19 protein-coding genes are annotated in these 25,871 nt (G+C 66.0%); 14 read left to right on the top strand and 5 right to left on the bottom strand.

Features of this window, described 5'->3' with window-relative positions:
* Window positions 1-266 precede the first annotated feature (266 nt).
* The 5 genes from purL to ASD55_RS04345 all read left to right on the top strand — a co-directional run bounded on the left by purL (window position 267) and on the right by ASD55_RS04345 (window position 8,287).
* Complete coding sequence (gene purL / locus ASD55_RS04325) at window positions 267-4,148, top strand: phosphoribosylformylglycinamidine synthase (protein ID WP_056763955.1); 3,882 nt, start codon at window positions 267-269, stop codon at window positions 4,146-4,148.
* Window positions 4,149-4,177: 29 nt separating this feature from the next.
* A complete protein-coding gene (locus ASD55_RS04330) occupies window positions 4,178-4,921 on the top strand; it encodes a hypothetical protein (protein ID WP_056763956.1) in 744 nt (247 codons plus the stop codon).
* A gap of 67 nt (window positions 4,922-4,988) precedes the next feature.
* The gene (locus tag ASD55_RS04335; RefSeq protein ID WP_056717467.1) at window positions 4,989-5,909 is read left to right on the top strand and encodes a glycosyltransferase family 2 protein; all 921 of its coding nucleotides are present in this window, start codon (window positions 4,989-4,991) and stop codon (window positions 5,907-5,909) included.
* 61 nt (window positions 5,910-5,970) lie between these two features.
* Window positions 5,971-6,876, top strand: a complete 906-nt coding sequence (locus ASD55_RS04340; protein ID WP_056763958.1) for a DMT family transporter — start codon at window positions 5,971-5,973, stop codon at window positions 6,874-6,876.
* A 544-nt stretch (window positions 6,877-7,420) separates the two neighbouring features.
* On the top strand, window positions 7,421-8,287 hold the full coding sequence (locus ASD55_RS04345; protein ID WP_157598787.1) for a hypothetical protein: 867 nt from the start codon (window positions 7,421-7,423) through the stop codon (window positions 8,285-8,287).
* Window positions 8,288-8,689: 402 nt separating this feature from the next.
* On the opposite strand, the gene ASD55_RS04350 is transcribed toward ASD55_RS04345, so the two are convergent.
* The 3 genes from ASD55_RS04350 to ASD55_RS04360 all read right to left on the bottom strand — a co-directional run bounded on the left by ASD55_RS04350 (window position 8,690) and on the right by ASD55_RS04360 (window position 11,554).
* Window positions 8,690-9,178 carry a DUF2127 domain-containing protein gene (locus tag ASD55_RS04350; protein WP_056763962.1) on the bottom strand — a complete coding sequence of 163 codons (489 nt, stop codon included), beginning with the start codon at window positions 9,176-9,178 and terminating at the stop codon, window positions 8,690-8,692.
* Window positions 9,179-9,282: 104 nt separating this feature from the next.
* Entirely contained in the window at window positions 9,283-9,477 is a 195-nt protein-coding gene (locus tag ASD55_RS04355; protein ID WP_056717469.1) for a YbdD/YjiX family protein, read from the bottom strand.
* A gap of 1 nt (window position 9,478) precedes the next feature.
* Window positions 9,479-11,554 (bottom strand): carbon starvation CstA family protein, encoded by a 2,076-nt coding sequence (locus ASD55_RS04360; RefSeq protein ID WP_056763964.1) that lies wholly within the window; start codon window positions 11,552-11,554, stop codon window positions 9,479-9,481.
* A gap of 174 nt (window positions 11,555-11,728) precedes the next feature.
* On the opposite strand from ASD55_RS04360, the gene ASD55_RS04365 reads away from it, so the two are divergent.
* From ASD55_RS04365 to ASD55_RS04385, 5 genes are all read left to right on the top strand, one after another.
* The gene (locus ASD55_RS04365) at window positions 11,729-12,523 is read left to right on the top strand and encodes a DUF4197 domain-containing protein (protein ID WP_056717471.1); all 795 of its coding nucleotides are present in this window, start codon (window positions 11,729-11,731) and stop codon (window positions 12,521-12,523) included.
* A gap of 133 nt (window positions 12,524-12,656) precedes the next feature.
* Window positions 12,657-13,193 carry a peptide deformylase gene (gene def / locus ASD55_RS04370; RefSeq protein WP_056763965.1) on the top strand — a complete coding sequence of 179 codons (537 nt, stop codon included), beginning with the start codon at window positions 12,657-12,659 and terminating at the stop codon, window positions 13,191-13,193.
* Complete coding sequence (locus tag ASD55_RS04375) at window positions 13,193-13,474, top strand: DUF427 domain-containing protein (protein ID WP_157598789.1); 282 nt, start codon at window positions 13,193-13,195, stop codon at window positions 13,472-13,474. The genes def and ASD55_RS04375 overlap by 1 nt, the downstream gene beginning before the upstream one ends.
* Window positions 13,475-13,538: 64 nt before the next feature.
* Window positions 13,539-14,732, top strand: a complete 1,194-nt coding sequence (locus tag ASD55_RS04380) for an acyltransferase (protein WP_056763967.1) — start codon at window positions 13,539-13,541, stop codon at window positions 14,730-14,732.
* Window positions 14,733-15,026: 294 nt separating this feature from the next.
* Window positions 15,027-15,395, top strand: coding sequence for a hypothetical protein (locus ASD55_RS04385; protein ID WP_056763969.1), 369 nt, complete (start codon window positions 15,027-15,029; stop codon window positions 15,393-15,395).
* Between the two features lie 71 nt (window positions 15,396-15,466).
* On the opposite strand, the gene ASD55_RS04390 is transcribed toward ASD55_RS04385, so the two are convergent.
* Complete coding sequence (locus ASD55_RS04390; RefSeq protein WP_056763971.1) at window positions 15,467-16,216, bottom strand: hypothetical protein; 750 nt, start codon at window positions 16,214-16,216, stop codon at window positions 15,467-15,469.
* Window positions 16,217-16,413: 197 nt separating this feature from the next.
* Here ASD55_RS04390 and ASD55_RS04395 point away from each other — a divergent pair, with 197 nt between their 5' ends.
* Window positions 16,414-16,647 (top strand): hypothetical protein, encoded by a 234-nt coding sequence (locus ASD55_RS04395; RefSeq protein ID WP_056717476.1) that lies wholly within the window; start codon window positions 16,414-16,416, stop codon window positions 16,645-16,647.
* A 35-nt stretch (window positions 16,648-16,682) separates the two neighbouring features.
* Here the strand turns inward: ASD55_RS04395 and pyrF are convergent, their stop codons facing one another.
* Window positions 16,683-17,501: an orotidine-5'-phosphate decarboxylase gene (gene pyrF / locus ASD55_RS04400; protein WP_056763972.1), complete on the bottom strand. Its 819-nt coding sequence runs from the start codon at window positions 17,499-17,501 to the stop codon at window positions 16,683-16,685.
* Window positions 17,502-18,232: 731 nt separating this feature from the next.
* On the opposite strand from pyrF, the gene ASD55_RS04405 reads away from it, so the two are divergent.
* From ASD55_RS04405 to ASD55_RS04415, 3 genes are all read left to right on the top strand, one after another.
* Window positions 18,233-21,415: a TonB-dependent receptor gene (locus ASD55_RS04405; protein WP_056763974.1), complete on the top strand. Its 3,183-nt coding sequence runs from the start codon at window positions 18,233-18,235 to the stop codon at window positions 21,413-21,415.
* A 68-nt stretch (window positions 21,416-21,483) separates the two neighbouring features.
* On the top strand, window positions 21,484-23,883 hold the full coding sequence (locus ASD55_RS04410; protein ID WP_235577717.1) for a GH92 family glycosyl hydrolase: 2,400 nt from the start codon (window positions 21,484-21,486) through the stop codon (window positions 23,881-23,883).
* A 3-nt stretch (window positions 23,884-23,886) separates the two neighbouring features.
* On the top strand, window positions 23,887-25,752 hold the full coding sequence (locus tag ASD55_RS04415) for a sugar-binding domain-containing protein (protein WP_056763978.1): 1,866 nt from the start codon (window positions 23,887-23,889) through the stop codon (window positions 25,750-25,752).
* Window positions 25,753-25,871 lie beyond the last annotated feature (119 nt).

Below are 25,871 nucleotides of genomic sequence, written 5' to 3' on the forward strand. Positions count from 1 at the left end.
CCCCTCCTCTGCAAGACAGGGAGGAGCGAATCTGTGATTCCCTGCCTTGCTCCCTCCCTTGCGCAGCAGGGGAGGGCTGGGGTGGGGTGCTCTTTGCGGCAGGATCAAGAGCGACCCCCTCCCAACCTCCCCCTGCTAGCAGGGGAAGGGGCGAATGTGTCTTCGGCGTAGCCGAAGACGGCTTTAGCTGGAAGGGGTGTCTTCGGCGTAGCCGAAGACGGCTTGAGCTAGAATGGGCAATTCCCTCGCATAGCTTCGTTCCCCGCATGATCGCACTCGACGGGCAGAACGCCCTCTCGCCGTTCCGCCTCGAACGCCTCAATGCCCACCTTGATGCCCTGCATCATGGCGTGCGCGTGCAGGCGTCGTGGTTCGTCCATTTCATCGATGCCGACACCGCGCCCGCCGGCGAGCTGCGCCAGCGGCTGCTGGCCGTGCTGGAGGCGAAGGACGCCGCGCCGGAGCCGGCCACGCTGTGGGTGGTGCCGCGGCTGGGCACGATTTCGCCGTGGTCGAGCAAGGCCACCGACATCCTGCATGGCGCCGGTTTCGACGTGCCTGGCTTCAAACTGCGTCGGGTGGAACGGGGGCAGGCCTGGCTGGTCGCCGGGCTGCCACCAGAGGACGCGCCGGATCACGCCGCGATCCTGGCGGTGCTGCATGACGCGATGACGCAGTCGGTGCTGACCCGCATCGACGACGCGCAGGGCCTGTTCCTGGCCGGGACGCCCGGCGACCTGGTGCACGTCACGCTCGGTGCCGATCCGCAGGCGGCGCTGGCCGAGGCGAACCGGCGGCTGGGCCTGGCGCTGGCCGACGACGAGATCGAGTACCTGGTCGATCGCTACGCCGAGCTGGGTCGCGATCCCACCGACGCCGAACTTTTCATGTTTGCCCAGGCCAACTCCGAGCATTGCCGGCACAAGGTGTTCAACGCCAGCTGGACGGTGGATGGCGAGGAACAGGACAAGAGCCTGTTCGGCATGATCAAGCACACCCATCAGCAGTCGCCCGCGCATACGCTGTCCGCCTATTCGGACAACGCCGCGGTGATCGAAGGCAGCACCGGCCGCCGCTTCTTCGCCGATCCGGCTGATCGCGTGTGGCGCGGTCACGAGGAACGCATCGACTTCGCGATCAAGGTGGAAACGCACAACCATCCCACCGCGATCGCGCCCTGGCCCGGTGCCGCCACCGGCGCCGGTGGCGAGATCCGCGACGAGGGCGCGACCGGCCGCGGCGGCAAGCCGAAGGCCGGCCTCACCGGTTTTTCGGTTTCCGACCTGCGCATTCCCGGCCATCCGCAGCCGTGGGAAGTGCAGCGGCCGCTGCCGCCGCGCATGGCCAGCGCGTTCGAGATCATGCGCGACGGCCCGCTGGGCGCGGCCGCGTTCAACAACGAGTTTGGCCGTCCCTGTCTGGGCGGCTATTTCCGCAGCTATGAAGCCGAGCTGCCCGGCCAGCCCGGCTTCCGCCGCGGCTACGACAAGCCGATCATGCTTGCCGGTGGCCTGGCCAACCTGCGCGCGGGCCACGTGCTGAAGCGCCCGGTGCAGCCGGGCAACAAGGTGATCGTGCTGGGCGGCCCGGCGATGCTGATCGGCCTGGGCGGCGGCGCGGCCTCTTCGGTGGCCGGCGGCGCATCGAGCGCGGAGCTGGACTTCGCCTCGGTGCAGCGCGACAACGCCGAGATGGAGCGGCGCTGCCAGGAAGTGATCGACGCCTGCTGCGCCCGCGGCGACGCCAACCCGATCGTCAGCGTGCATGACGTGGGCGCCGGCGGCCTGTCCAACGCGATCCCCGAGCTGCTCAACGATGCCAGCGTCGGCGGCGTGATCGACCTGTCGAAGATCCCCTGCGACGACCCCTCGCTGTCGCCGATGCAGGTGTGGAGCAACGAGTCGCAGGAACGCTACGTGCTCGCCATCGCGCCGGAGAACCTCGCGGAATTCGAGGCCATGTGCCAGCGCGAACGCTGCCCGTACGCCGTCGTCGGTGACGCCACTGCCGAGCGCCAGCTGGTGCTGACCGATCCGCGGCGCGAGCTGACCGTGATCGATCTGCCGATGGACGTGCTGTTCGGCAAGCCGCCGCGGATGCATCGCGATGCGAAGCGGGTCAAGCCGCGCGTCGACCTGGTGCCGGACCTGTCCGGCGTGGGCATGGACGAGGCCCTGTTGCGCGTGTTGCGCCTGCCCACCGTGGGCAGCAAGAGCTTCCTGATCAACATCGGCGACCGCACCGTCGGCGGCCTCAATCATCGTGACCCGATGGTCGGTCCGTGGCAGGTGCCGGTGGCCGATTGCGCGGTGACCATGGCCGACTTCGACGGCTACTCCGGCGAGGCGATGGCGATGGCCGAACGCGCGCCGGTGGCCGTGTTGAACAGCGCCGATGCGGCGCGGCTGGCGGTGGGCGAGGCGATCACCAACCTCGCCGCCGCGTCGATCGCCAACCTCGGCGACATTCGCCTGTCGGCGAACTGGATGGCCGCGGTGAATCATCCGGGCGAAGACGCCGCGCTGTTCGACGCGGTCAAGGCAGTGGGCATGGAACTGTGCCCGGCGCTGGACATCTCGATCCCGGTGGGCAAGGACTCGCTGTCGATGCAGACCGTGTGGCACGACGGCCAGACCGACCAGCGCACGGTGTCGCCGGTGTCGCTGGTGATCACCGGCTTCGCCCGCGTCACCGACGTGCGCCGCACGCTCACGCCGCAACTGCGGCTGGATCGCGGCCATTCGGAATTGTGGCTGATCGATCTGGGCGCGGGCCGCGATCGCCTCGGCGGTTCCTGCCTGACCCAGGTGTTCAACCGTTCCGGTGGCGTGCCGCCGGACCTGGATGATCCGAAACGCCTCAAGGCATTGTTCGAGCTGATCCAGGAAGCGAACGCCGCCGGCATTCTGCTGGCCTATCACGACCGTTCCGACGGTGGCGTCATCACCACCCTGATGGAGATGGCCTTCGCCGGCCACTGCGGCCTGGAAATCCATCTGGACGGCTGGGCCGAGGCGACCCTGCGCGCGCTGTTCAACGAGGAGCTCGGCGCGGTGGTGCAAGTGGCCGAGGCCAACCGCGAGGCGTTCGAGGCGCTGCTGGTGAAGTACGGCCTGGCCGGCATCAGCTATCGCATCGGGCGGCCCAAGGAAAAGCTGGGCATCAAGCTGTTCCTCGGCGGCGACACCCTGTTCAAGTGGAACTGGAGCACGCTGTTCAAGGCGTGGAACGAGACCAGTCACGCGATGCAGCGCCAGCGCGACAACCCGCAAAGCGCGGACGCCGAGCTCGAATGGCGGATGGACGATGCCGATCCGGGCATCAGCCCGAAGCTCGGCTTCGATCCGGCGCAGAACGTGGCAGCGCCGTTCATCGCCAGCGGCGAGCGTCCGCGCATCGCGATCCTGCGCGAGCAGGGCGTCAACGGCCAGGTGGAAATGTCGGCGGCTTTCACCCGCGCCGGCTTCGACGCGGTGGACGTGCACATGTCCGACCTGGCCAGCGGGCGGGTGAAGCTGGCGGACTTCCGCGGCTTCGCGGCCTGCGGCGGTTTCTCCTACGGCGACGTGCTCGGTGCCGGTCGCGGCTGGGCCACCTCGATCCTCTACAACGAGATGCTGCGCGAGCAGTTCAGCGCGTTCTTCGCCGACCCGACCAAGTTCGCGCTGGGCGTGTGCAACGGTTGCCAGATGCTGTCGCAGCTGAAGGAGATCATCCCCGGCGCCCAGCACTGGCCGAAGTTCCTGCGCAACGCGTCGGAACAGTACGAGTCGCGCCTGGTCACGCTGGAGATCCTCGACACGCCGAGCCTGTTCTTCAAGGGCATGGCCGGTTCGCGGATTCCGGTGGCGGTGGCGCACGGCGAAGGCCGGGTCAGTTTCCCGCACGCCTGCAGTCCGTCCAAGTCGAACGGCGCGGTGCGCTTCGTCGACAACCGCGGCAAGCCGACCGAGAGCTTCCCGCTCAACACCAACGGTTCGCCCGGTGGCCTGGCCGGCTTCACCGCCGCCGATGGCCGCGTGACGATCATGATGCCGCACCCCGAGCGCGTGTTCCGCACGGCACAGCTGAGCTGGCATCCGGACGGCTGGGGCGAGGATTCCCCGTGGATGCGCATGTTCCGCAACGCGCGCGCGTGGTGCGGCTGAACCTCCTGCGGTTGACGAGGCGCTGAGCGATGGCCCGGCGCCGCTGGCCCGCGTCGCGTGCGTTGCTGTCGGTCGCGGCATGGATGGCGTTGCTGGCGGTGTTGCCGTGGTGGCTGGGCCTGCCGTTGCTGCTGTCGCTCGCCGCCTCGACGGTGTTGCTGCAACATCGCCTGACCGGTACGCACGCCGCGATGATCCGTCGCGCGTTGCGCTGGGGACTGCCCGGCATGTTGTTCGCGCTGCAGCGCAGCCTGGGTGGCGACGTGCTGGCCTGGGGCGCGGCCCTGCTCGGCGCACTGGCCGGCTACACCCTGCTGGCGGGGCTCGAGGCCTGGCTCGATCGCGAGCTGCGGCGTGCGCCGCCGGCGCCGCCATCGCCCGAATGGCCGGAACTGGCGCTGGCGCCCAGCGGACCGCCGGCGCGGATCATCGAGTTGCAGCCGGTGCGCTGGCAGGCCGTCGTCGATCGTCCCTCCGATCCGCTGGGCGGCAACGTGGTGTGCAGCGATGGCCACTGCCGGCTCGCCACCGGCGAGTGCATCGATGACGTGGGCGACGCGATCGCCTTCAGCGTGTCCGGTCGCTGGCTGGTGGCGCGCCTGCGCGACGAACGCTCGCTGCTGTTGTGGGATCGCCAGCGCGATCGGCGATACCGGTTGCGGCGCTGGCAACTGGCTGGCTGGGACGGCGAGCAGCCCTGGCTGAGCCGCGGCGACGACGCGATGCCACTGGCCTTGCCCGCCGTGCTCGGCAGGGACGACGACGAAGGCTGAGGTCGGAGTCGCGCGATGTCGACGCTTCGAGGTTTTACGTTCACGCGTCACCGCGCATACTTGCCGAATGGATACCCCTGCATTCCATCGCTCGCCGTTCACGCTGCCGCTCAGCGTGGTCGTGGTATCCGCCGACAGCGGTCCGGCCCTGCGCGAATGCGTGCGCAGCATCCTGGCCAGTTCGCAGGCGCTGGAGCTGCTGCTGATCGACAACGATTCGCACGACGGCGTGCCCGAGGCGATCGAGCGCGCCCATGCGCACGACAACCGGCTCAAGGTGATCTACAACCACCGCAACCTCGGCTTCGGCCCCGCGGTGAACCTCGCCTCGCAACAGGCGCAGGGCGATGCGCTGCTGGTGCTCAATCCCGACTGCATGCTGCGCGACGGCGACCTGCAGCGACTGGTCGGCCTGCTGGCCGGCAAGCCGAAGGTGGGGCTGATCGGCGCGGTGGTCTGTGATGCCGAGGGTCGCGCCGATCCGGCGTCCTGGCGGCGTGATCCGCTGCTGCAGCGCTCGCTCAACAGCCTGCTCAACCGGGCCGGCGAGAAGGTCAACGTGGACGAGGAGATCCCGCCCCGGCTGATCGAGGCCGAAGCGGTGTCCGGCGCGCTGATGCTGATGCCGCGCGCGCTGTTCCGCCGCATGGGCGGTTTCGACGAAGACTACTTCCTGCACTGCGAGGACCTGGACCTGTGCCGGCGCGTGCGCGACATCGGCTACCAGGTGCTGCTGGCCGGCGACATCCGGATACACCACGGCAAGGGCAGCTCCAGCCGGCACCGTCCGGTGTTCGTCAGCCGGCACAAGCACCGGGGCATGTGGCAGTGGTTCCGCAAGCACGACCCGGCGGCCGACAACCGGCTGGTTTCGGTGACCGTGTGGCTGGGTATCTGGACCCACTTCCTGCTGCAGATTCCCGGGCAGCTGTGGCGGTTGCTGCTGCTGAAGGCCCGCCGCCGGCCGCCGCCGGTCGACAACGAGTAGGCCGCGACACCGCGCGTCGGTTGCGCTAACTTGCCCGCCTCACTGCCCGGCCGCCTTCCCGATGTCCGTCTCCCACCGCCGCCTCACCACGCTGGCCACGCTCGGCCTCATCGCGATGACCGCCGTGTGGGGCTCGACCTTCGTGCTGATCAAGGACGTGGTCGGGCGCATGCCGGTGGCGGACTTCCTGGCCGTGCGTTTCGCCATCGCCGCGGCGGCGATGCTGGTGCTGTTCGCCCGGCCGGTGTGGCGGCTGGGTCGACGCCAGGTGCTGCGCGGCCTGCTGCTGGGCCTGGTCTACGGTTGCGGCCAGCTGCTGCAGACCTGGGGCCTGTCGCTGATCGCGCCAAGTGTAAGCGGCTTTGCCACCGGCATGTATGTGGTGTTCACGCCGATCCTGGCGATGCTGCTGCTGGGCCAGCGCATGGCCGGCATCGTGTGGCTGGCGGTGGCGTTGTCCACGCTGGGCCTTGGCCTGCTGTCGTTGAACGGCGTGGCGGTGGATCTCGGCGTGTGGCTGACCCTGGCCTCGGCCGCGCTGTACGCGCTGCATATCGTGCTGCTCGGCCAGTGGTCGCGACCGGGCGAGGCGTTCGGCCTGTCGGCGGTGCAGATGGTCGCGATCGCGGTGGTCTGCCTGCTCGCCACCGCGCCGCACGGGCCGGTGCTGCCACCCGATCGCGGCGCGTGGCTGGCCATCCTGTACATGGCGCTGATCGCCGGCGCCGGCGCGATGCTGATGCAGACCTGGGCGCAGTCGCACCTGCCGGCTGCCCGCGCCGCGATCGTGATGACCACCGAGCCGGTGTTCGCCGCCGCGTTCGCGGTGTTGCTGGGTGTCGACGCGCTCAGCTGGCGCATGGCCGTCGGCGGCGGGCTGATCCTGGCCGCGATGTACCTGGTGGAGCTGATGCCGCGGCGGCAGGGCGAGGCGCTGCCAGCCGAGGCGGTCCATCACGAGGTGTGAGGGGTGGTTGGATCGGGCCGATCACAGCGTCTTGGTATTTTTGGATCAGGAGCGTTTCGTCCACCTTCGGTGGCCGAGTTACTTCTCTTGAATCGCCAAGAGAAGTAACCAAGAGAAGGCGACCCTCCTCGGCGCTTGCCGGGCTGCGCCCGGCAAGTCCGTGAGTCGCGGCCGGGCTTTTCGACAGGACTCCTGTCCTGGCGAAAAGGCGCCGGCATCCATGCCGACGCCCCTGCGGGCCTTTCGTCCGCGACTCACCGCCTCACAAGGGGGTGATCAGAGCAAGAGCAACAAGCGATGCCACAAGCTCTTTGTCTGACGAGTGTTCGCTGCTGATCAACCAATTTACCTGCCTCCGCTCCTTTTTCCAGTTGGCTTCTGCCGTGTGTTCGTCGACACTTCCGACGACGATTCGATGAACGGGCATGTCACCCGCCAGGGTGCGGTAAGGTGCCAAGACAGTGCCACCGATCATCAGCGGCTGCGGGGAGATCGCCGCGGGCTCCTTGGTCGCCGGTTGTTCACGCGCAAGAGGCGACAGCGCATGCCCATTTCTTTTGCGTTCGATGGGGACGACGTGATGTGGACTCAGCAGTTCGTGAGTCCAGCGGTCTATTTGGACACGTTTGCCATTCGGGCGATCTCCGAGAGTGACGAACTGTCAATGCGGTTTGCCCAAGGCATCCGGGGCCGAAACGGAACCTGGCTCCTGGCGGCCCTTTCCATGGGTGAGTTCGCCCGCTTCGCTGATCCCCGTCATGTCGACCGAGCCGAGTGGTTGCTGGCGCAAGTGGTTCCCTACATTTACCTCTGCCTGTCCGAGCCGGTTGCGGCACGGGCGGCGACGGGAGAAACCACCACAGCGGCGCGACCACTTCCACCAGCCGACCACCGCAATATGGACTTCTTTTCTCGCCGTTGGGCTCAAGCCCAATCCTTCCAGGAAACGTTCCGAGGGATGTTTCAAATAGTCCATGAGAATCGAGACAAGATGGTGGAAACCTTGGACGAGGTTGCATCAACGCTTGTAGCCTCGTTGGGCATCTACCGCCAAAGGGAGCCTTACCGGCGTAAGGCCAAGGCCGCTCGACTAGACGACGGACGCACGCGGCAGCAGATCATTTCGGGCGAATTGTTGCGAGAGCTCATCCTCGATACCAACGCGCCGATCACCAACAACGAGGCGTTGGATTTGATGCACGCGGTGGATGCAGTGGACTGCTGCGACCTGGTGCTTCTGGACAAGGCTTGGGAGCGCAGGGCGAAGGCATTGCATAAACGTATCGCTGAGACGAATACCGATATGCCGATCGCGCAATGCTTCTCCATGAGAAACGGTGGCATCGAGGAGTTCTTGGCCGCGCTTGAGCGCTGGCCAGTATCGTCCCCGTTACCCACCCATTTGGCCTAATGGAGCTCAAGCAAAAGGCGACGGAGGCAATTGAATTGGCTGATCGACTGCCGGCGCTCGCCAGACGAAGCGCCTTTCCCTTCGGCTGTTGCAATTGATCTTGGTCTTCACCCCCTTGTGAGGCGGTGAGTCGTGGCCGACAGGCCCGAAGGGGGATCGGCACGATGCCGATCCCTTTTCGGCAGCACAGGGATGTGCTGTCGAAAAGCCCGGCCGCGACTCACGGACTTGCCGGGTGCAACCCGGCAAGCGCCGAGGAGGGTCGCCTTCTCTTGGTTACTTCTCTTGGCGACTCAAGAGAAGTAACTCGTCCTCCGCAGGAGGTCGAAACGCTTCTATTCGAATCAAACAATGAAACATTTGTCGGGCAGTACTAAAGAACTGCCTGGCCAGATCGCCGTACTACCTCCGCGGCTGCCGCGCGATGCGCACCAGGTAGATGATGATCACCACGTTGCCGAGCAGGGTGGCCAGCTTCAGCCAGCCGAAGTGGTACAGCGTTTCGTACAGTTCCAGCGGAATCAGCGAGCCGGTGGCGATCACGGTGAACCATTCGGCCCAGTGCTTGCCCAGCCACAGGCCCACGCCCTCGATCGCGAACAGCACCGCGTAGCCCAGCGCCACCGCGCCGACCGCCACGAACCTGCTGGGGCCGAAATCCTGCAGCACCTCCACCAGCTTCCAGCGCAGGCCATTGCTGTCGGCCAGCGAAAGATGCTCCAGCCAGTGCACCAGCCGGTCGAAATTCTGCTCGTGGTAGAAATGGAAGGCGGCCATCGCCACCAGCAGCAGGCAGACGGTCTTGACCATCTCGTAGATGGCGATGATGCGCAGGCCGGCGTGATGCTGTGACGGCGTGGCGGAAGGCGAGGGATGCTTGCGTGGGAACATGGAGGCCAGGCGGTACAGGCAATCCGCCCATTGTCCTCGCCTGGGCCGGGATCGCCAGTGCGCTTTGGCACGGCGATCACCGGAGCATCAGGATTGCGGCGGAATCAGCAGCAGCGCCCGCCGCCACCCTTGTAGCGGGCTTCCTGCCGTTCGCGGAAGAACTCGCCGTAGCTGGGCACCTTGCGCTCGGGATGATGCTCGCGCAGATGCTTCACGTAGACGTCGTAGTCGGGCACGCCGCAGCACAGGCGGGCGGTTTGCACCGCCCACTTGCGCACGGACCGGAAGGTCGCGTTCATCTCAGCCGGCCACGCTGGTCAGCGCCACGTACGGTTCCTCGTGCGCGGTCGGGTGATTCGCCTTCCAGCCCCTGACCAGCGCGCGCAGGCAGAACGCCACCATCGCCACGATCAGCAGCATGAACAGGCCGGTCAGCGCCATGTCCACGTAGTTGTTGGTGACGATCTGCTGCATCTCGGCCGGGCTCTTCGCCGGAGCCAGCAACTGGCCCTGCTGCATCGCGGCCGAATACTTGTTGGCGGCGGCGGTGAAGCTGATCGGGCCGCTGAGTTTCTGCCAGCCCGCGGTGAGCGTGCAGATGATCAGCCAGATCGCGGGGATGCCCGGCACCCACACGTAGCGCTCGCGCTTCAGTTTCACCACCACCACGGTGGCCAGCATCAGCGCGATCGCGGCCAGCATCTGGTTGGCGATGCCGAACAGCGGCCACAAGGTGTTGATGCCGCCCAGCGGATCGACCGCACCCTGGTACAGGAAGTAGCCCCAGATGAACACGCAGATCGCGGTGGCCAGCAGGTTGCCGGTCCACGAGTCGGTTTCCTGCAGCGGCTTGTGGATCAGGCCGGCGATCTCCTGGATCATGAAGCGGCCCACGCGAGTACCGGCGTCCACCGTGGTGAGGATGAACAGCGCCTCGAACAGGATGGCGTAGTGGTACCAGAACGCCATCATGCCGCCGCCGGGGATGATGTTGTGCAGCAGCTGGGCCATGCCCACGGCCAGCGTGGGTGCGCCGCCGGCGCGGCTGAGGATGCTGTTCTCGCCGATGTTCTTTGCCGTCTGGATCAATTCGTCCGGGGTCACCACGAAGCCCCACTGGCTGATCGTGGTGGCGGCGTCCTGCACGGTGGTGCCGATGATCGCGCCTGGCGCGTTCATCGCGAAGTAAACGCCCGGGTGCAGCGAGGCGGCGGCGACCAGCGCCATGATCGCCACGAACGCCTCCATCAGCATGCCGCCGTAGCCGACCATGCGCGCCTGGCTTTCGTTGGCCAGCAGCTTGGGCGTGGTGCCCGAGGCGATGATCGAGTGCCAGCCCGATACCGCGCCGCAGGCAATCGTGATGAACAGGAACGGGAACAGGTTGCCGGCGAACACCGGGCCGCTGCCGTCGATGAAACGCGTCACCGCCGGCATCTGCAGCATCGGCGCGGACAGGAAGATCGCCAGCGCCAGCAGCGCGATGGTGCCGATCTTGAGGAAGGTGGACAGATAATCGCGCGGCGCCAGCAGCAGCCACACCGGCAGCACCGAGGCGCAGAAACCGTAGCCGATCAGCCACCAGGCCAGCGCCTTGGCGTCGAAGTCGAACAGCGGCGCCAACGTGGCCGACTCGGCCACGAAGCGGCCGGCCCAGATCGACGCCAGCAGCAACAGCAGGCCGATGATCGACACTTCGAGAATCCTTCCCGGCCGGAACCAGCGCAGATAGACGCCCATCAGCAACGCGATCGGAATGGTGGCGGCCACGGTGAAGGTGCCCCACGGGCTGTGCGTGAGCGCCTTGACCACCACCAGGGCCAGCACCGCCAGCACGATCATCATCAGCACCAGCACGCCGATCATCGCCACCAGGCCGGGTACCGGGCCCAGTTCCTCGCGCAACATGTGGCCCAGCGAGCGGGCATCGCGGCGCAGCGACAGGCCGAGGATCATGAAGTCCTGCACCGCGCCGGCAAATACCACGCCGAACAGGATCCACAAGGTGCCGGGCAGGTAACCCATCTGCGCGGCCAGCACCGGACCCACCAGTGGACCGGCGCCGGCGATGGCGGCGAAGTGGTGGCCGAACACCACCCATTTGTCGGTGGGCACGTAGTCGAGGCCGTCATTGCGCAGCACCGAGGGTGGCGCGCGGGTCGGGTCCAGCTTCAGCACCGAGTGCTCGACGAACTTGCCGTAGAAGCGGTAGCCGATCACGAAGATCGCGATCGATGCGGCGACCAGCCAGATCGCGTTGATAGGCTCGCCTCGTCGCAGCGCCACCACGCCCAGGCAGAACGCACCCACGATGGCGATGGCGACCCACAATATCTTGCTGGCCGGGCTGGGCTTGGGCATGACGGTGGCTTGCATGGCTGGGCTCTCCTCGGTGGTCGTCCAAGGGTCTGCCCGTCGGGCGGCGGGGTCAATCCCAAAACCCGCAAAGCGGCATTAGCCATTGGTCGAATGGCGCGGCGAAGCCGGTCACGCCATGGGCGGCACGGCAGGGCTACACTGGCCGTCCTGCCGACCACAAAGGAATTCGTCATGCGTATCGCCATTCGCCACGGCGTGCTCGGACTGGCTCTCGCCGCAGCGGTGGTGCCGCTGACGGCGATGGGATCCGGCCAGTTCAAGGACCTTCTGAACAAGGTCAAGCAGTCGACGCACACCTCGAACTCGTCGCAGCTGGGCAGCAACCTGCCGAGCAGCGACATCGCCGCCGGCCTCAAGGAAGCGCTGGCCAAGGGCACCACCAATGCGATCAACAGCCTGGGCCGCGACGGTGGCTTCTGGAACAACAACAAGGTGCGCATCCCGTTGCCGGGCAAGCTCGAACAAGCCGGCAAGCTGGCCCGTCAGTTGGGGCAGGGCGCCAAGGTCGACGCGTTCGAGCTGAGCATGAACCGCGCGGCGGAGAAGGCGGTACCGCAGGTGGCGCAGATCTTCGGCGACGCGATCCGCAAGATGACGCTGAGCGACGCGCGCGGCATCCTCACCGGCGGCGACCACGCAGCCACCGACTTCTTCCGTCGCGTCGCCGGCGACGCGCTGACCGCGCGCATCCACCCGATCGTGGCCAACGCCACGGACAGCGTCGGCGTCACCCAGAAGTACAAGTCGTTCACCTCCGGTGGCACAGGTGGCGAGCTGGGCGGGCTGCTCGGTTCGCTCGGTGGCGGCAAGTCGAACAAGGGTGGCAATGCACTGAACCTGGACGATTACGTCACGACGAAAACCCTGGACGGCCTGTTCACCACCATCGGCGAACAGGAACAGTCGATACGGCACAACCCCGGCGCGCGCACCACCGACCTGCTGAAGAAGGTCTTCGGCGGCTGAAGCCGCTTGCGGCTTCAGCAAATCGGTACGGGCTTTGCCTGGCTTTTTGCTATTGAAGCATCGGCATCGCCGCTTGCATCGACATCGCATCGACCACAAATCATCCAGTAACAGCGTTCAAGGCGAGGCTCCCATGATTCGCGAAATCCTGAAAATGGGCGATCCGCGCCTGCTGCGCGTCGCGCCGATCGTGCCCGCCGCGATGATCGGCACGGCCGAACTCGATGCGCTGATCGTCGACATGTTCGACACCATGCATGCCGCCGACGGTGTGGGGCTGGCCGCGCCGCAGATCGGTGTCGACCTGCAGCTGGTGATCTTCGGTTTCGACAACAACGAACGCTACCCCGAGGCGCCGGCGGTGCCGCGCACGATCCTGCTCAATCCGGTGATCACGCCGTTGTCGCAGGACATGGAGGAAGGGTGGGAAGGCTGCCTGTCGGTGCCGGGCCTGCGTGGCGCGGTGAACCGCTACAGCCTGATCCGTTACCAGGGCGTCGACCCCCAGGGCGAACGCATCGACCGCCGTGCCGAAGGCTTCCACGCCCGCGTGGTGCAGCATGAATGCGACCACCTGATCGGTCGGCTGTATCCGTCGCGCATCACCGACTTCAGCCGCTTCGGCTACACCGACGTGCTGTTCCCCGGGCAGGAGCTGGGAGACGACTGATGAGAGCCATCTGGAACGACGCCGTGCTGGCCGAAACCGACGATACCGTCGTGGTCGAAGGCAATCACTACTTTCCCGCTGCGTCGTTGCAGCATGAATACTTTCGCGAGAGCGATCATCACAGCGTCTGCCCCTGGAAGGGCACGGCCAGCTACTACGACGTGATCGTCGGTGACGCGGTCAATGCGCAGGCCGCATGGTACTACCCGAACCCGAAGGAAGCCGCCGCGCAGATCGCGGGGCGCGTCGCCTTCTGGAAAGGGATACGCGTCATCGACTGAGGTGCAGTTGCCGAGGCCTCGGCGCTCGTCGATGATGCGGCATCGTCTCGATGCGGCTTCATCCATGCAGACCGTGCCAGCCTCTTCCGGAAACGCCGTCGCGGCGACCGGCGCCCGCAACCCCGGCATCGACCTGTTGCGCGGGCTGGCGATCGTTCTGGTGGTGCTCAACCACCTGGGCTTGCGCATTCCGTTGAAGCAGAGTGCGCTGGCCGACGTGCTGCCGGCATGGTTGCTGAGCCGCCTGAACTACAACGGCTACGAGGCCGTGTTCGTGTTCTTCGTGATTTCCGGCTTCCTGATCGCGGGCAATGCGTTGCGCCGCTGGGGCAGCCTGGAGCGGATCGACCTGCGCGCGTTCTACACGCGGCGCTTCGCCCGCATCGTGCCCTGCCTGCTGGCGCTGATCTTGGTGCTCAGCGTGCTGCACCTGCTGGGCCTGCAGGATTACGTGATCCATCGCGAGGGCCAGTCGCTGCCGCGGGCGATCTTCGCCGCGCTCGGCCTGCATCTGAATTGGTACGAAGGCCGGACCGGTTACCTGCCCGGCAACTGGGACGTGCTGTGGTCGTTGTCGATCGAGGAAGTGTTCTACATCGGCTTCCCGCTGGTCTGCCTGGCGACGCGCCGGCGTGGGGTGCTGGTGCTGTTGCTGAGCGTACTGGCGCTGTCGATGCCGTGGACGCATGCCGCCTTGCGCGGCAACGAGATCTGGCAGGAGAAGGCGTACCTGCCCGGCATGTCGGCGATCGCCATCGGTGTGCTGGGTGCGCTGCTGGCAGCGCATTGGCGTTTGCCGCCACGGCGCACCAGCGGGTTGCTGGGCTGGCTCGGCGCGGTCGGCCTGATCGCGGCAACGATCTTCGGGGCCGCGATGTGGCACCTGCTTCGCGACGGGTACATGCTGCTGTTGGCGGTGTCGGCGCTGTGCCTGCTGCTGGCCTGCGAGCAGCGCCAGCAGCGCGGCCCGTGGCAACCGTGGCGCGGGCTGGACTGGCTGCGTTCGTGGGGGCGGCTCAGTTACGAGATCTATCTGAGCCACATGTTCGTGGTGTTCGCCGTGGTGCGGATTTTCCGGTTGACTGGCGACGATCCGCGTTGGGGGTGCCTGTGGTACCTGCTGGCGTTGCCGTCATGCTGGCTGCTTGGCAAGGCGGTGGAGCGCTGGCTGTCGCTGCCGTGTGAACGCTGGTTGCGTGCACGGCTGCTGCACCCACACGCGGCTGCAGGCGCCCCGGTGGCGATGGCGGTCGACTGAGCACTTGTCGGACGCCGGCATGCGAACTTCATGATCCGGGCCGCGCCAAGCTGGCGTCATGCGGCGTGGCCGCGGCGGGAAACGCGTTCTTTTTACCGCATCGCGCCCGTGGCTGTTCAGGTGCGCGCGGGTGTGGACGCCTTCTTGACCACGCCCCCTGTAGCTTCGGGAAGTGCAGCGCTTGCCGCCGCGGACAGGTTGCGCCCGACCCGACGCTGCATGGCACGAAGAACGCTCCCGGGCGAGCTGCAGGACGTCCGGCCGGAAGAAAGAGAGGTCTGGAACATCGGCAACATGAACCATGCCAAGCCACCACCGTCACGCCACGTAGTCGATTGGGATCATCCCGATCTGAAGCCCCTGCTCGACAGGACGGCGGGATGGGGTCTGGACCATCGGGGCGTGTTCGAGCCCGTTCAGTGCGAACTGCACGTGGGCTGGGGGGCGGCGGTTGGCCGTCCCGCGTCGTTGATGTACGAAGGCGATGGCGTGCTGGTGATCGCGGCGAACTTCGCCATTGCTCCGGCGGAGAATGTCCGGATCGACTACCTGCAGGCCGGCCGCATGCGCTCGCGTTGGGGTGTCGTGGTCGAAGGCCGCGCCGGGCGTCGCGCCGAAGATGCCGAAAACGGCACCCGGGTGTACTGGGTGCACATGCGCTGAGCTTGCGGCGAGGACGCGCGAAGCTCGGGTGGCGAATCTGCGAGCCGTCCATGGCCCGCCTGTCGCGTTGTTCAGTGCTTTTCGCCGTGCGCGGCCTGTTCCTTCTCCGCGGCAGCCTTCGCCGATGCGGCATCATCGAACTGCCACGCCGGCTTGTTGGCGTCATCGAGGTTCAGTTGTGCGCGCGCAAGTCCATCCGTGCCGTTGAACTGGACATGGGCGGTTTTGGCATCGGTACCCATTTCAAAGGCTGGTCCCCGGGCCTTGGGGTCGCCGTAGTTGATGTACATCCCGGCGAAATTGTCCTCGTCGTCCACCATCAGGCCGATGGCCTCGTACGGGGGCGTGGCGCGATCGAGCGCAATGCCGACGCGTCCGGTGCCCATCGAAGCCATGCCACCGCGCTCGCTGCCCTTGGTGTCGTAAAGCGTCATGCCGTAGTTGTTGTCGTCGCCCCGGCGTTTGTAGGTCTTGCCATCGATATGCAGGGTCGGCGTTTGCCCGACCGCGAGACGGTCGGCGCCGGTCTTGCCGAGGAAGATGATGCCGTCCGAAGCATCGTCCTTGCGGGTGCGGTCCTTGCTGGCCGGCACCGGTGCGCCGATCAGGATGCGGTCGTGGCCCTGGGCATCGGTGATCACCAGGCCTTGCGTGCGGATGATCGCGTCGGGCTTGGTCGGCGCCTCCGGTTTGCGCAGCAGGGACATGGCGGCCAGGGCAATCACCGCCAGCAGGGCGACGATCACCAGTACACGCAAACGGGCCACTTCATGTTGCAGGCGATTCCAGTCTTCCATGCGGATGTCGTTCCGGTCGGACATGCGTTGTGTTCCTTGTGGGTAAGGGGGCTGCGCGGTGGGGCGACAGGTGGCCGGCCATCGGCAGATGCCAAGACTACAGCGCTCGCGAACCCCGGGCGCCATCGGAAAACATCGCAGGAAGATGCGATGGCGTAGAGTGGGTCGGGGGCGGAATCCCGCCCGGGAGAATTCTGGTGAAGAAAGAAGATGAAACACACATGCAGATCGTGTCTGCGGACATCAGTTCGGAGTCGCTGACCGGCATGGTGATCTTCCGGCCGCATTGCGTGTCGCGCGCGGGACGCAATCTGGCCGAGGTGGGCAAGAGTGGCAACTGGTATGCCTTGCGGCCGGCCGAGGTGCGCAGCTTTGCGCGCGCGCTGCTTGATGCGGCGGACGCGCTCGACCTGAAGACGAAGATGCAGCACGCGGCGAAGTCCGCCGCGGTGTGACGCATGCGCCGGCTACGCGCCGGCGCATGCCTCATTCAATCGTGCCGATGACGATTGATGGTGTCGCGCAGTTCGCTGGCGGCGGCACGCGCGGCGAGCGCGAAGTCCTCGCCATCTCCCGCATACAGGATCGCCCGCGACGAGCTGATCATCAGACCCGCGCCATCGCCCGTGCGGCCATGGCGCAGCACCGCTTCCACGTCGCCGCCCTGGGCGCCGATGCCCGGTACCAGCAGCGGCATGTCGCCGACCGCCGCACGCACCTTGCCCAGTTCTTCCGGCCAGGTGGCGCCGGTGACCAGGGCGCAGTTGCCGTTCGCGTTCCAGTCGCGGGCGATGGTCTCGGCCACGCGCAGATAGAGCGGTTGCCCACTGCAATCCAGCGCCTGGAAATCCGCGCCGCCTGGATTGGAAGTGCGACAGAGCAGGATCACGCCCTTGTCGGCGCGGTCGAGAAACGGCTGGATCGAATCGCGACCCATGTACGGGTTCAAGGTCACCGCGTCGGCACCGAAGCGCTCGAAGGCTTCGCTGACGTAATGCTGCGCGGTGCTGCCGATGTCGCCGCGCTTGGCGTCGAGGATCACCGGCACGCCGGAATGCTTCGCGTGGATATGCGCGATCAGCCGTTCCAGCGCGTCCTCGGCGCGCAGCGCGGCGAAGTGCGCGATCTGGGGCTTGAACGCGCAGACCAGGTCGGCGGTGGCGTCGACGATGCTCCGGCAAAATTCGAACACTGCGTCAGGCGTGTCGCGCAGGTGTGCGGGAAATTTCGTCGGTTCCGGATCGATGCCCACGCAGACCAAGGTGCCATGTTCGTCCCAGCGCCGCCGCAGGGTGTCTTGGAAGCGCATGGCGTGGATCTCCGGTGAAAAGTGGTCGTGTAGTTTAGCGAAGCGCATTCGGTCACGTGCGTCGCCTTCGCGTTCCCTGTCGTGTCGACGCCTCGCGCAAATCATGGACATCGCTTCGCGCCGGGCGGTGGCGTGCATGTGTACGGCGTTGCCCTGGCTGGCGTTGCGCAGGCGTAAGAGGGGCTCGGGTGCCAGCGGGATCCGGCAGAACAGGCGCCGGAGCGCTCATCCTGTGCGAAACCGATGCCCGAGCGACTTGCGGTGGCCGTCTCCTCGAGATGCCGCCTACCCGGCTTGCTCATGGCTTTTTTGCGCCGCAGCGTGACATCTCGCGTCTTCGGCGCACTAATTTGTCGCAAGGGACTTAGATCGATCCAAATCAAGTGATTCCAGGTCATGTCGCGGTGCGAATGATCCGGACGAATTGATCGGATCAAGGCAGGGAGGAGCAGCGGCGGACAATCGTGCCGAGCCGTCCCTGTTCCAGGCAAACAGCGACGTGCCGCTTTGGCGGCACACGATCCGGGCACTCTCGAAAGTGCGTCCAAGACCTTGAAAGCGCAGGCCACCGTCAAGTCGACAACCCGTTTTGATGGTCAAAATTTAGATCGATCCAATTTCGACAGGGATGGAAAGAACACAACTGCAAATCACGCATCCGGCAGCACGTGATCAACCGGGGGGAATCACCGCTGACTCCAGAAGGACGCACATCAAATGGGGATCAAGAAATGACTCATCTGCCTCACGTCTCTAACCGCAAGCCGTTGTATGCCGCGCTCGCTCTGGTGACCTTGTCGTTTGGCGGGTCCCTGGGGCTGTCCGGGGTTGCCGATGCTGCACAGGTATCGCCGCCGTCCGGAAGCGCGCCAGCGACACCGCCGTCCGGGCAAGCTGCAGACAACGCAAAGGCAACCAGGTCAGGCAAGAAAAAGGCCGCGGAGAAAACAAACCCCACCAATCTGCAAGCGGTCGTCGTTACCAGCTACACGCAGTCGATCGACCAGAACATGCTGGAAAAACGCGATGCGAATTCCATTGTCGAGGTGATCAATGCGCAGAACATCGCGCAGTTCCCCGCCAAGAACATCGCCGATGCCCTTGCGCACGTGCCGGGCGTGGTCATCAGCCGTGAGTCCGGCGAAGGCAAGACGGTCAGCATCCGCGGCCTTTCGCCCGAACTGACACTGACGGAATTGAACGGCAACTACGTAGCCTCGGCCGATACCTCCGCCGGCCTCACGCGCTCGTTCAACTACACGCTGATGCCGTCCAACATGTTCTCGGACATCAAGCTCTACAAGAGCCTGGAAGCGCGCCTGGACGAAGGCGGCATCGGCGGCAACGTGGACCTGCGCACGCGCCGCCCGCTTGAGATGAAGGCGAACGACGGTTTCGTGTCCCTCAACGGGGCGGGCTCCGACAACAGCAGCAGGATCACTCCCCAGGTGTCGGCGCTGTGGTCCTGGAAGAACAAGGACGAGACCTTCGGCGTCCTGGTCGCCGGCACGTACCATAAGCGCCACGATGTCGACTACACGGCCAACGCGTCGAGCTGGCACTGGTGGAGCAACGACTGCACCGACCACGCCTCGTGTACCGCGCCGCCCACAGACGTGCATGGCAATCCGTACGGCGCCGATGTGGCACCGAACATCGATCTGTGGTCCGGCGGCGGCGTGGTCGACCAGGCCGGCAACGGCTACAACGGTTACTGGATGCCGCAGCAGTTCAGCACCAGCCGGAATCAGCTGGACCTGAAGACCAAGGGCATCCAGGCCACCATGCAGTTCAAGCCCGGCGATCATTTCCTGCTGACGGGCAACTACTTCCGCTTCCAGCGCCAGCAGACCCAGATCACCAACACGCTCGAGATTCCCGAGTGGGGCCTGCCCAGCAACAGCAACTTCACGGACCAGCAGGGCCGGCTGCTTGCGGCCAATGGCCTGACGTTCGATCCGTCGCACACCATCGTCACCGGTGCGAATTACGTGCTTCCGCCCGCGGGCCAGGGCTGCAACGCGCTGACCAACCCCAGCACCGGTGCGGTGCGCCAGCCGGTGGATGTCTGCTCGACCGAGATCCCGTGGCTCAACGGCAACTATTCCGTCGAGAAGGCCACCTCGCAGACACTCAACCTCGAAGGCGAGTGGGACAACGGCGGCGCCCTCAGCGGCACGTTCAACATCGGCCGCACCTGGGCGACGGGCGGCCCGTCGATCGAGCTGGGCATGGCGGCCAAGCCGCGCAACTTCGTCAACGGCCAGTGGGTGGACGGCAGCAACGGCGCCGCGTGGACGCTGGACGGCAAGCCGACCATCACCGCCTCGCCGGACGTGCTGCAGAACATGCTGGCAGGTGCGGGACAGGTGGATCTCGGCTCGACCGGCTCCAACATGGTCAACACCGACACCTCGCAGAATTTCGCCCAGGCGGACTTCACGCTGGCTCTCGGTTCCAGCTGGATGCAATCGCTGCAATTCGGCGTCAAGTATCGCGACAACCACGCCGAACAACAGAGCAACGAGGTCCGCTGGTACTGCAAGGGCACCACGGAGCAGTTCCAGACCTGCGATCCCAATGCCGGCCAGCTGCCGGCCAGCTTCCTCCTGCCGAACCCGCTCGACGGCAACAACGAGGCCTACAACGACAACACCTTCCCGGCGATCAATTTCCCCGCCTACTACAACTACCTCAATTCGACCTATGACCGGGTGATCTACAACAAGCCCCAGAACAAGTCGTCGATCCAGGAAAAGATCTCCGCGGCCTATGTCCAGGCGAATTTCGACACCGGCACGCTGCGCGGCAACGTGGGCCTGCGTTTCGTCAGCACGGAGCAGAACCTCACCGTTGCCGACGAGGTCACCACCAACAACGCGGTGTATTACCACGACGCGGCGGGCAACATCCTGATCTGCCCGGCCTCCGGCGTGAATGCCGGAGGCGGCGCCTGCGCACCGGGCGACTTCCAATACCTTCCGCGCGAGCAGGCGGTCGTCGAGGCCTACACCAACGCCTCTACCCGCAAGCGCTACAACAAGCTGCTGCCGAGCTTCAACATCGCATGGACCTTCGCCGATGACTTCGTGCTGCGCGCCGCCGGCTCGCAGGCGATGGCCCGCGCCAACTACACCGACCTGGCCCAGCTCGGCAGCCTGACCAACAACACCGTGGACTATTACAACGACCGCAAGCAGTTCGGCGCCCCGCCGCCGGGCTGGTACGGCAGCGGCGCGAATGCGGACCTGAAGCCGTTCACGGCCACCCAGTTCGACCTGGCGGGCGAGTGGTATTACGCGCCGCACTCGGTCGTCGGCATCGACCTGTTCCAGAAGAAGGTGAAGAATTTCGTCGTGCCGGTCACCGTCAACAACATCACGGTGGATGTCGGCGGCACGCAGGAGAATTTCCTGCAGTACAGCACCAACGCCAACGGCCGCTCGGGCACGTCCAAGGGCATCGAGCTCTATACGCAGCACACCTTCGACTCGGGCTTTGGCTACATCGCCAACTACACACTCAACAAGACCAACGAAACCCCCGTTTCGCTGGGCGATACCCAGGTCGGCAAGTCGGAGCTGATCGGCAGCGCCAAGTACGCCGCCAACGTGTCGCTGTTCTATGAAAAGCATGGGCTGTTGTTGCGTGCCAGCGACAACTGGACCGGCCGCACCATGCAGGGCCTGGCCGCGGGGCTGCCCATCTACTCGCAGCCGTACCACCAGATCGATCTGAACGGCGACTACGAGTTCAACAAGCACCTGATGGTGACCGCGTCGATCATCAACCTGACCAAGTCGACGCCCCATTCGTACCTGGGCTCGGACACCCGGGCACGGTTGAACTCCCTGGAGTATGCCGGCCGCCAGTATTACGTGGGCCTGACGTACAAATTCGGCGATGGCGGTTAAGCAGGAAGTACGCGTGGAGCCGGGCCTTGTCGCCCGGCCCCAATACCGCCCCTCGTTCTGGAAGCCCCATGTTCCCCTCTCGCGCACGTTCCCGCGCACCGTTCCGCAACGGGCGCACCATCCTTGCCGTGATGCTGGCGACCTTCGCGGTCCCATGCATCGCCGCAAGCCATCCAGTCCATGGCGGCAGGTCTGCGCAGGAAAAATCAGCTGTCGATGAAGCCAATCCGCTGGTCGGCACCGCACCATTGGACCGGCAGGTGTTGATCGGAAACGCGCCGCCGCCAGGCGAGCCGCTTTACACGGGCATGACCACGCCGGGCGCGAGCCTGCCGGAAAGCGCGACGGAAGCGGCCCCGGTGAACATCAATGCCGATCTCGGCTTCGCCACGGGCGTGCCCGTGGCCTATGACTACCGCCGCCCGGCGATGGTCGGCTTCACCGGCGGCGGTTCGACCTATGGCGCGCGCGGTGAACCTATGGTCATGCCGGTGGTGGGCGACTGGACCGTGCCGCCGGACTACGCGACGTCGTACTACGACAAGGCGACCGAGAAGGCATCACCCGGTTACTACGCGGTCGACCTCGCGACGTTCCACACACGCGCCGAACTCACGGCGACGCAGTGGACCAGCCTGATGCGCTTCACGTTCCCCGAGAGCCACCGCTCGAATGTCGTGGTGAACCTGCGGCGCGGAGGCGGCGACGTCGAGGTGGTCGGTGACCACACGCTGCGCGGTGTCGCCACCGCCGGGCGCCGGGACAGGGACGCGGATGGCCCGTTCTTCGTGGCCGAGTTCTCGCGGCCCTTCACCCGCTTTGGCACCTTCCGCGCCGAGATCACCGACAAGGACGAAGGGCTGGGCAGGGAAGATGTGCAGGCTGGCCGCCGCAAGATCTCGGGTGATTATGCGGGCGCCTATCTCACCTTCGACACCAGGGCAGGCGAGCAGGTGGTGGTGCGCATCGCCCACGGCCATAGCGCCGAAGAAGCCGAGCAGCGGCTAAGGGCGCAGGACAGCGACGCGGATTTCGATCGCGTGCACGCCAGGGCGCGTGCGGCGTGGGCGCAACTGTTCGATCGTGTCGAGGTGACCGGGGGCACGCCGAAGCAGCGCATGCTGTTCTACTCCACGCTCTACCACTCCTTTGCCAGCCCGCGCATGATCGCCCGCAAGGGCGAGCACTACACGGACGCCGATGGCCATGACCAGGTCGCGGACTACGACCACTACGGGCCGGTGCCGTTCTGGGATACGGGGCGTAACCAGATCGTCCTGCTGATGTTGCTCCAGTCGAATGTCGTGAAAGACATCATGCGTTCCGAGCTGGACCGCGCCCGCGAGCGCGGCTACATGAACACCTCGTTCCATGGCGACCACGCGGTGTTCCTCTACGACGGTGCGTGGCAGCGCGGCATCGATTTCGATTACGCCGGCGCCTACGAGTACCTGCGCAAGAACGCCACCGATCCGAAGGGGCCGCGTGGCTACCTGGCCGAGTATGCAAAGCAGGGCTGGATCTCCGACGTCGTGCCGGACGGAAACCCCAGCCCGCCTTACGCCGGTGGCAAGGCGGGCGTCGCCACCACGCTTGAATACGCGTGGGATGACCATGCACTGGCGGATTTCGCTCGACGGCTCGGCAAGACGGAGGATGCGGCGATGTTCGAGCGCCGCGCTTCGAACTACCGCAACGTATTCGATCCGTCGGTCGGCTTCATGCGCGGCAGGACCGCCGACGGCAAGTGGATCTCGCCGTTCGATCCGGCCGAGCCGTACTACAACTTCATGATGAAGGAAGCGTCGGGGTGGTCCACGCTGTGGCTGGTGCCACATGACGTGCAGGGTTTGATCGATCTGCTCGGCGGACGCGACGCGTTCAATGCCAAGCTCGATGCCTTCTTCTCCACGCCTTACCAGCCCAAGGGCATCTGCCGCGACTGCACGGGCGTGATCGGCCAGTACGTGCAGGGCAACCAGCCGGACCAGCAGGCGGCCTATCTCTATGCCTGGAGCGGCCAGCCCTGGAAGACGCAGGCGCTGACGCGCCGCATCCTCGCCGACTTGTATGGCAGCGATGCCACCGGCTACGGCTACCCCGGCATGGACGACCAGGGCTCCACCTCATCCTGGTACGTGCTCAGCGCGATGGGCTTCTATCCGGTCGACCCCTCCAGCCCCGACTACATCCTCGGCAGCCCGATCTTCGACCGGGTCCGCCTGCACATGGGCAACGGCAAGGTGCTCGAGATCGACGCGCGCAACAATTCGGCGAAGAACATCTACATCCAGTCCGCGACGCTCAACGGCAAGCCGTGGACCAGGCCCTGGTTCAGCCATGCGGACATCGCCAACGGCGCCACCCTGGTGCTCACGATGGGTCCCGAGCCGAACAAGGCCTGGGGCGCCGGCCCGCACGATGCGCCGCCTTCCATGACGGCGCGGGGCGAGACTCACGAGGAATAGCAGATGACGTGGAGCATCAAGACATGGCGTGCGCGCGCCTGGATCGGCATGACCGTGGCCATGGGTTTTGCGTCGATGGCGATGGCGGCGGACAAGCCTGCCACGTGGAGCGGCAAGGTGGCGCCGCTGGCGACACCGTGGACGGCCGAAGTGTCGCCCGGCAACGCGTTGCCCGACTATCCGCGGCCGCAGCTGGCGCGCCCGTCACTGGAACATCCCCGGTGGATGAGCCTGAACGGCCTGTGGCAGTACGCGGCGGTTGACGGTCGCACGGCGCCGCCGTTCGGCCAGGCGCTTAAGGACTCGGTGCTGGTGCCGTATCCGATCGAATCGGTGCTCTCGGGCGTGCAGATGCATGCGGACTTCATGTTCTACCGGCGACTGGTGGACGTCCCGGCGGACTTCACGGCGCACGGCCAGCATGTGCGGCTGAACTTCGGCGCGGTGGCCCAGGACGCCACGGTGTATGTCAACGGCAAGCAGGTGGTCCGGCATACGGGCGGCTATACGTCCTTCGGCGCGGACATCACGCAGGCGCTTCGCCCGCAAGGCCCGCAGGAGATCGTCGTCGCGGTGCATGCGCCGGTGGACGGCGCCAATGTGATGGTCGGCAAGCAGCGGCTGAAACCCGAAGGCATCTTCTACACCGCGGCCTCGGGCATCTGGCAGTCGGTGTGGCTGGAACCGGTGCCGGCGACCAGCCTGGCGCAACTGACCTTCACGCCGGCGCGCAGCCTGGACGCCTTCACGGTGACTGCGAAGCTGCAAGGCGGTGGCGAGGACGCCACGCTGCATGTCGTCGCCTACGCGAATGGCAAGGCGGTGGGCGAGGCGAGCGGACCGGCCGGCAAGCCGCTGCGCCTGGCCATCGGTCATCCGCGCCCGTGGAGCCCGGCGGATCCCTTCCTGTACATCTTCAAGGCCACCCTCGCCAAGGGCGATCAACGCGATGAAGTGACCAGCTATGCCGGCTTGCGCACGATTGCCGTGGAGAAGGTGGGTGGGCGCAACCGCATCGTGCTGAACGGCAAGCCGACCTTCCTGCTGGCCACACTGGACCAGGGCTACTGGCCGGACGGCATCTACACCGCGCCCACCGACGCGGCGCTCAGGTTCGACATCCGCAAGACCAAAGACTTGGGCTTCAACACCATCCGCAAGCACATCAAGGTGGAGCCGGCACGCTGGTACTACTGGGCCGACCGCATCGGCATCATGGTGTGGCAGGACCTGCCGGCGCTGCCGACCGGGAGCAACGACAAACTCAGCGATGCCGACAAGGCCGGTTTCCGCGCCGACGTCTCGGCGATCATCGAGCAACTCAAGGGCGAAACCTCGATCATCGGCTGGATTCCGTTCAACGAGGGCTGGGGTCAGTGGAGCATCCCGGCCGCCGCCGAGCTGGCAGCGCAGATCAGGCAGCTCGACTCCTCTCGTCTGGTCGATGCGCGTAGCGGCGCCAATTGCTGCGACACCAAGGGAGATCCGCACGCCGGCGACGTCTACGACGTGCATGACTACCAGGGCCCCGGCCTGCCCAGCCCGGACGCGACGCGCGCCTCCATGGACGGTGAGCATGGTGGCCTGACCCTGGGCGTGCCCGGTCATGTCTGGCCCAACACGGCCATCAACCCGTATGGCGATGTGAAAGACAGCGCGGCGCTGACCGCCGGCTACGTCGCCAATACCGCCGTGCTGCGCGACAAGGGTCCGGCCATCGGTGTGTCCGGCAGCGTCTATACGCAGATCACCGACGTCGAAGGCGAGCACAACGGCTTGTTCACCTACGACCGCAAGGTCGAGAAGGTGGACGCTGCCAAGGTGCGTGCGATCAACGCGGAGACGATACGCGCCAATGGGCAACCTTGAGACTCGCGTGCGGCAGGTCCCGGTCCCTTTGCCTGTCTGCCGCCACGGCTGAGCCGACGGGCGCGAGAGCGCCCGACCCGGTCAGGACGCCAGCAGGGTTTCAAACGATCTTCCCGCCG

The sequence above is a fragment of the Rhodanobacter sp. Root561 genome (assembly GCF_001427365.1).
In the GTDB taxonomy this organism is placed as follows: domain Bacteria; phylum Pseudomonadota; class Gammaproteobacteria; order Xanthomonadales; family Rhodanobacteraceae; genus Rhodanobacter.

Coding starts and splice junctions, on each gene's coding strand:
- ASD55_RS04330 (WP_056763956.1), top strand. CDS start 4,178: ATGGCCCGGCGCCGCTGGCCCGCGTCGCGTGCGTTGCTGTCGGTCGCG.
- purL (WP_056763955.1), top strand. CDS start 267: ATGATCGCACTCGACGGGCAGAACGCCCTCTCGCCGTTCCGCCTCGAA.
- def (WP_056763965.1), top strand. CDS start 12,657: ATGATTCGCGAAATCCTGAAAATGGGCGATCCGCGCCTGCTGCGCGTC.
- ASD55_RS04340 (WP_056763958.1), top strand. CDS start 5,971: ATGTCCGTCTCCCACCGCCGCCTCACCACGCTGGCCACGCTCGGCCTC.
- ASD55_RS04380 (WP_056763967.1), top strand. CDS start 13,539: ATGCAGACCGTGCCAGCCTCTTCCGGAAACGCCGTCGCGGCGACCGGC.
- ASD55_RS04345 (WP_157598787.1), top strand. CDS start 7,421: ATGCCCATTTCTTTTGCGTTCGATGGGGACGACGTGATGTGGACTCAG.
- ASD55_RS04415 (WP_056763978.1), top strand. CDS start 23,887: ATGACGTGGAGCATCAAGACATGGCGTGCGCGCGCCTGGATCGGCATG.
- ASD55_RS04355 (WP_056717469.1), bottom strand. CDS start 9,477: ATGAACGCGACCTTCCGGTCCGTGCGCAAGTGGGCGGTGCAAACCGCC.
- ASD55_RS04360 (WP_056763964.1), bottom strand. CDS start 11,554: ATGCAAGCCACCGTCATGCCCAAGCCCAGCCCGGCCAGCAAGATATTG.
- pyrF (WP_056763972.1), bottom strand. CDS start 17,501: ATGCGCTTCCAAGACACCCTGCGGCGGCGCTGGGACGAACATGGCACC.
- ASD55_RS04390 (WP_056763971.1), bottom strand. CDS start 16,216: ATGTCCGACCGGAACGACATCCGCATGGAAGACTGGAATCGCCTGCAA.
- ASD55_RS04365 (WP_056717471.1), top strand. CDS start 11,729: ATGCGTATCGCCATTCGCCACGGCGTGCTCGGACTGGCTCTCGCCGCA.
- ASD55_RS04405 (WP_056763974.1), top strand. CDS start 18,233: ATGACTCATCTGCCTCACGTCTCTAACCGCAAGCCGTTGTATGCCGCG.
- ASD55_RS04395 (WP_056717476.1), top strand. CDS start 16,414: ATGCAGATCGTGTCTGCGGACATCAGTTCGGAGTCGCTGACCGGCATG.
- ASD55_RS04385 (WP_056763969.1), top strand. CDS start 15,027: ATGAACCATGCCAAGCCACCACCGTCACGCCACGTAGTCGATTGGGAT.
- ASD55_RS04375 (WP_157598789.1), top strand. CDS start 13,193: ATGAGAGCCATCTGGAACGACGCCGTGCTGGCCGAAACCGACGATACC.
- ASD55_RS04410 (WP_235577717.1), top strand. CDS start 21,484: ATGTTCCCCTCTCGCGCACGTTCCCGCGCACCGTTCCGCAACGGGCGC.
- ASD55_RS04350 (WP_056763962.1), bottom strand. CDS start 9,178: ATGTTCCCACGCAAGCATCCCTCGCCTTCCGCCACGCCGTCACAGCAT.
- ASD55_RS04335 (WP_056717467.1), top strand. CDS start 4,989: ATGGATACCCCTGCATTCCATCGCTCGCCGTTCACGCTGCCGCTCAGC.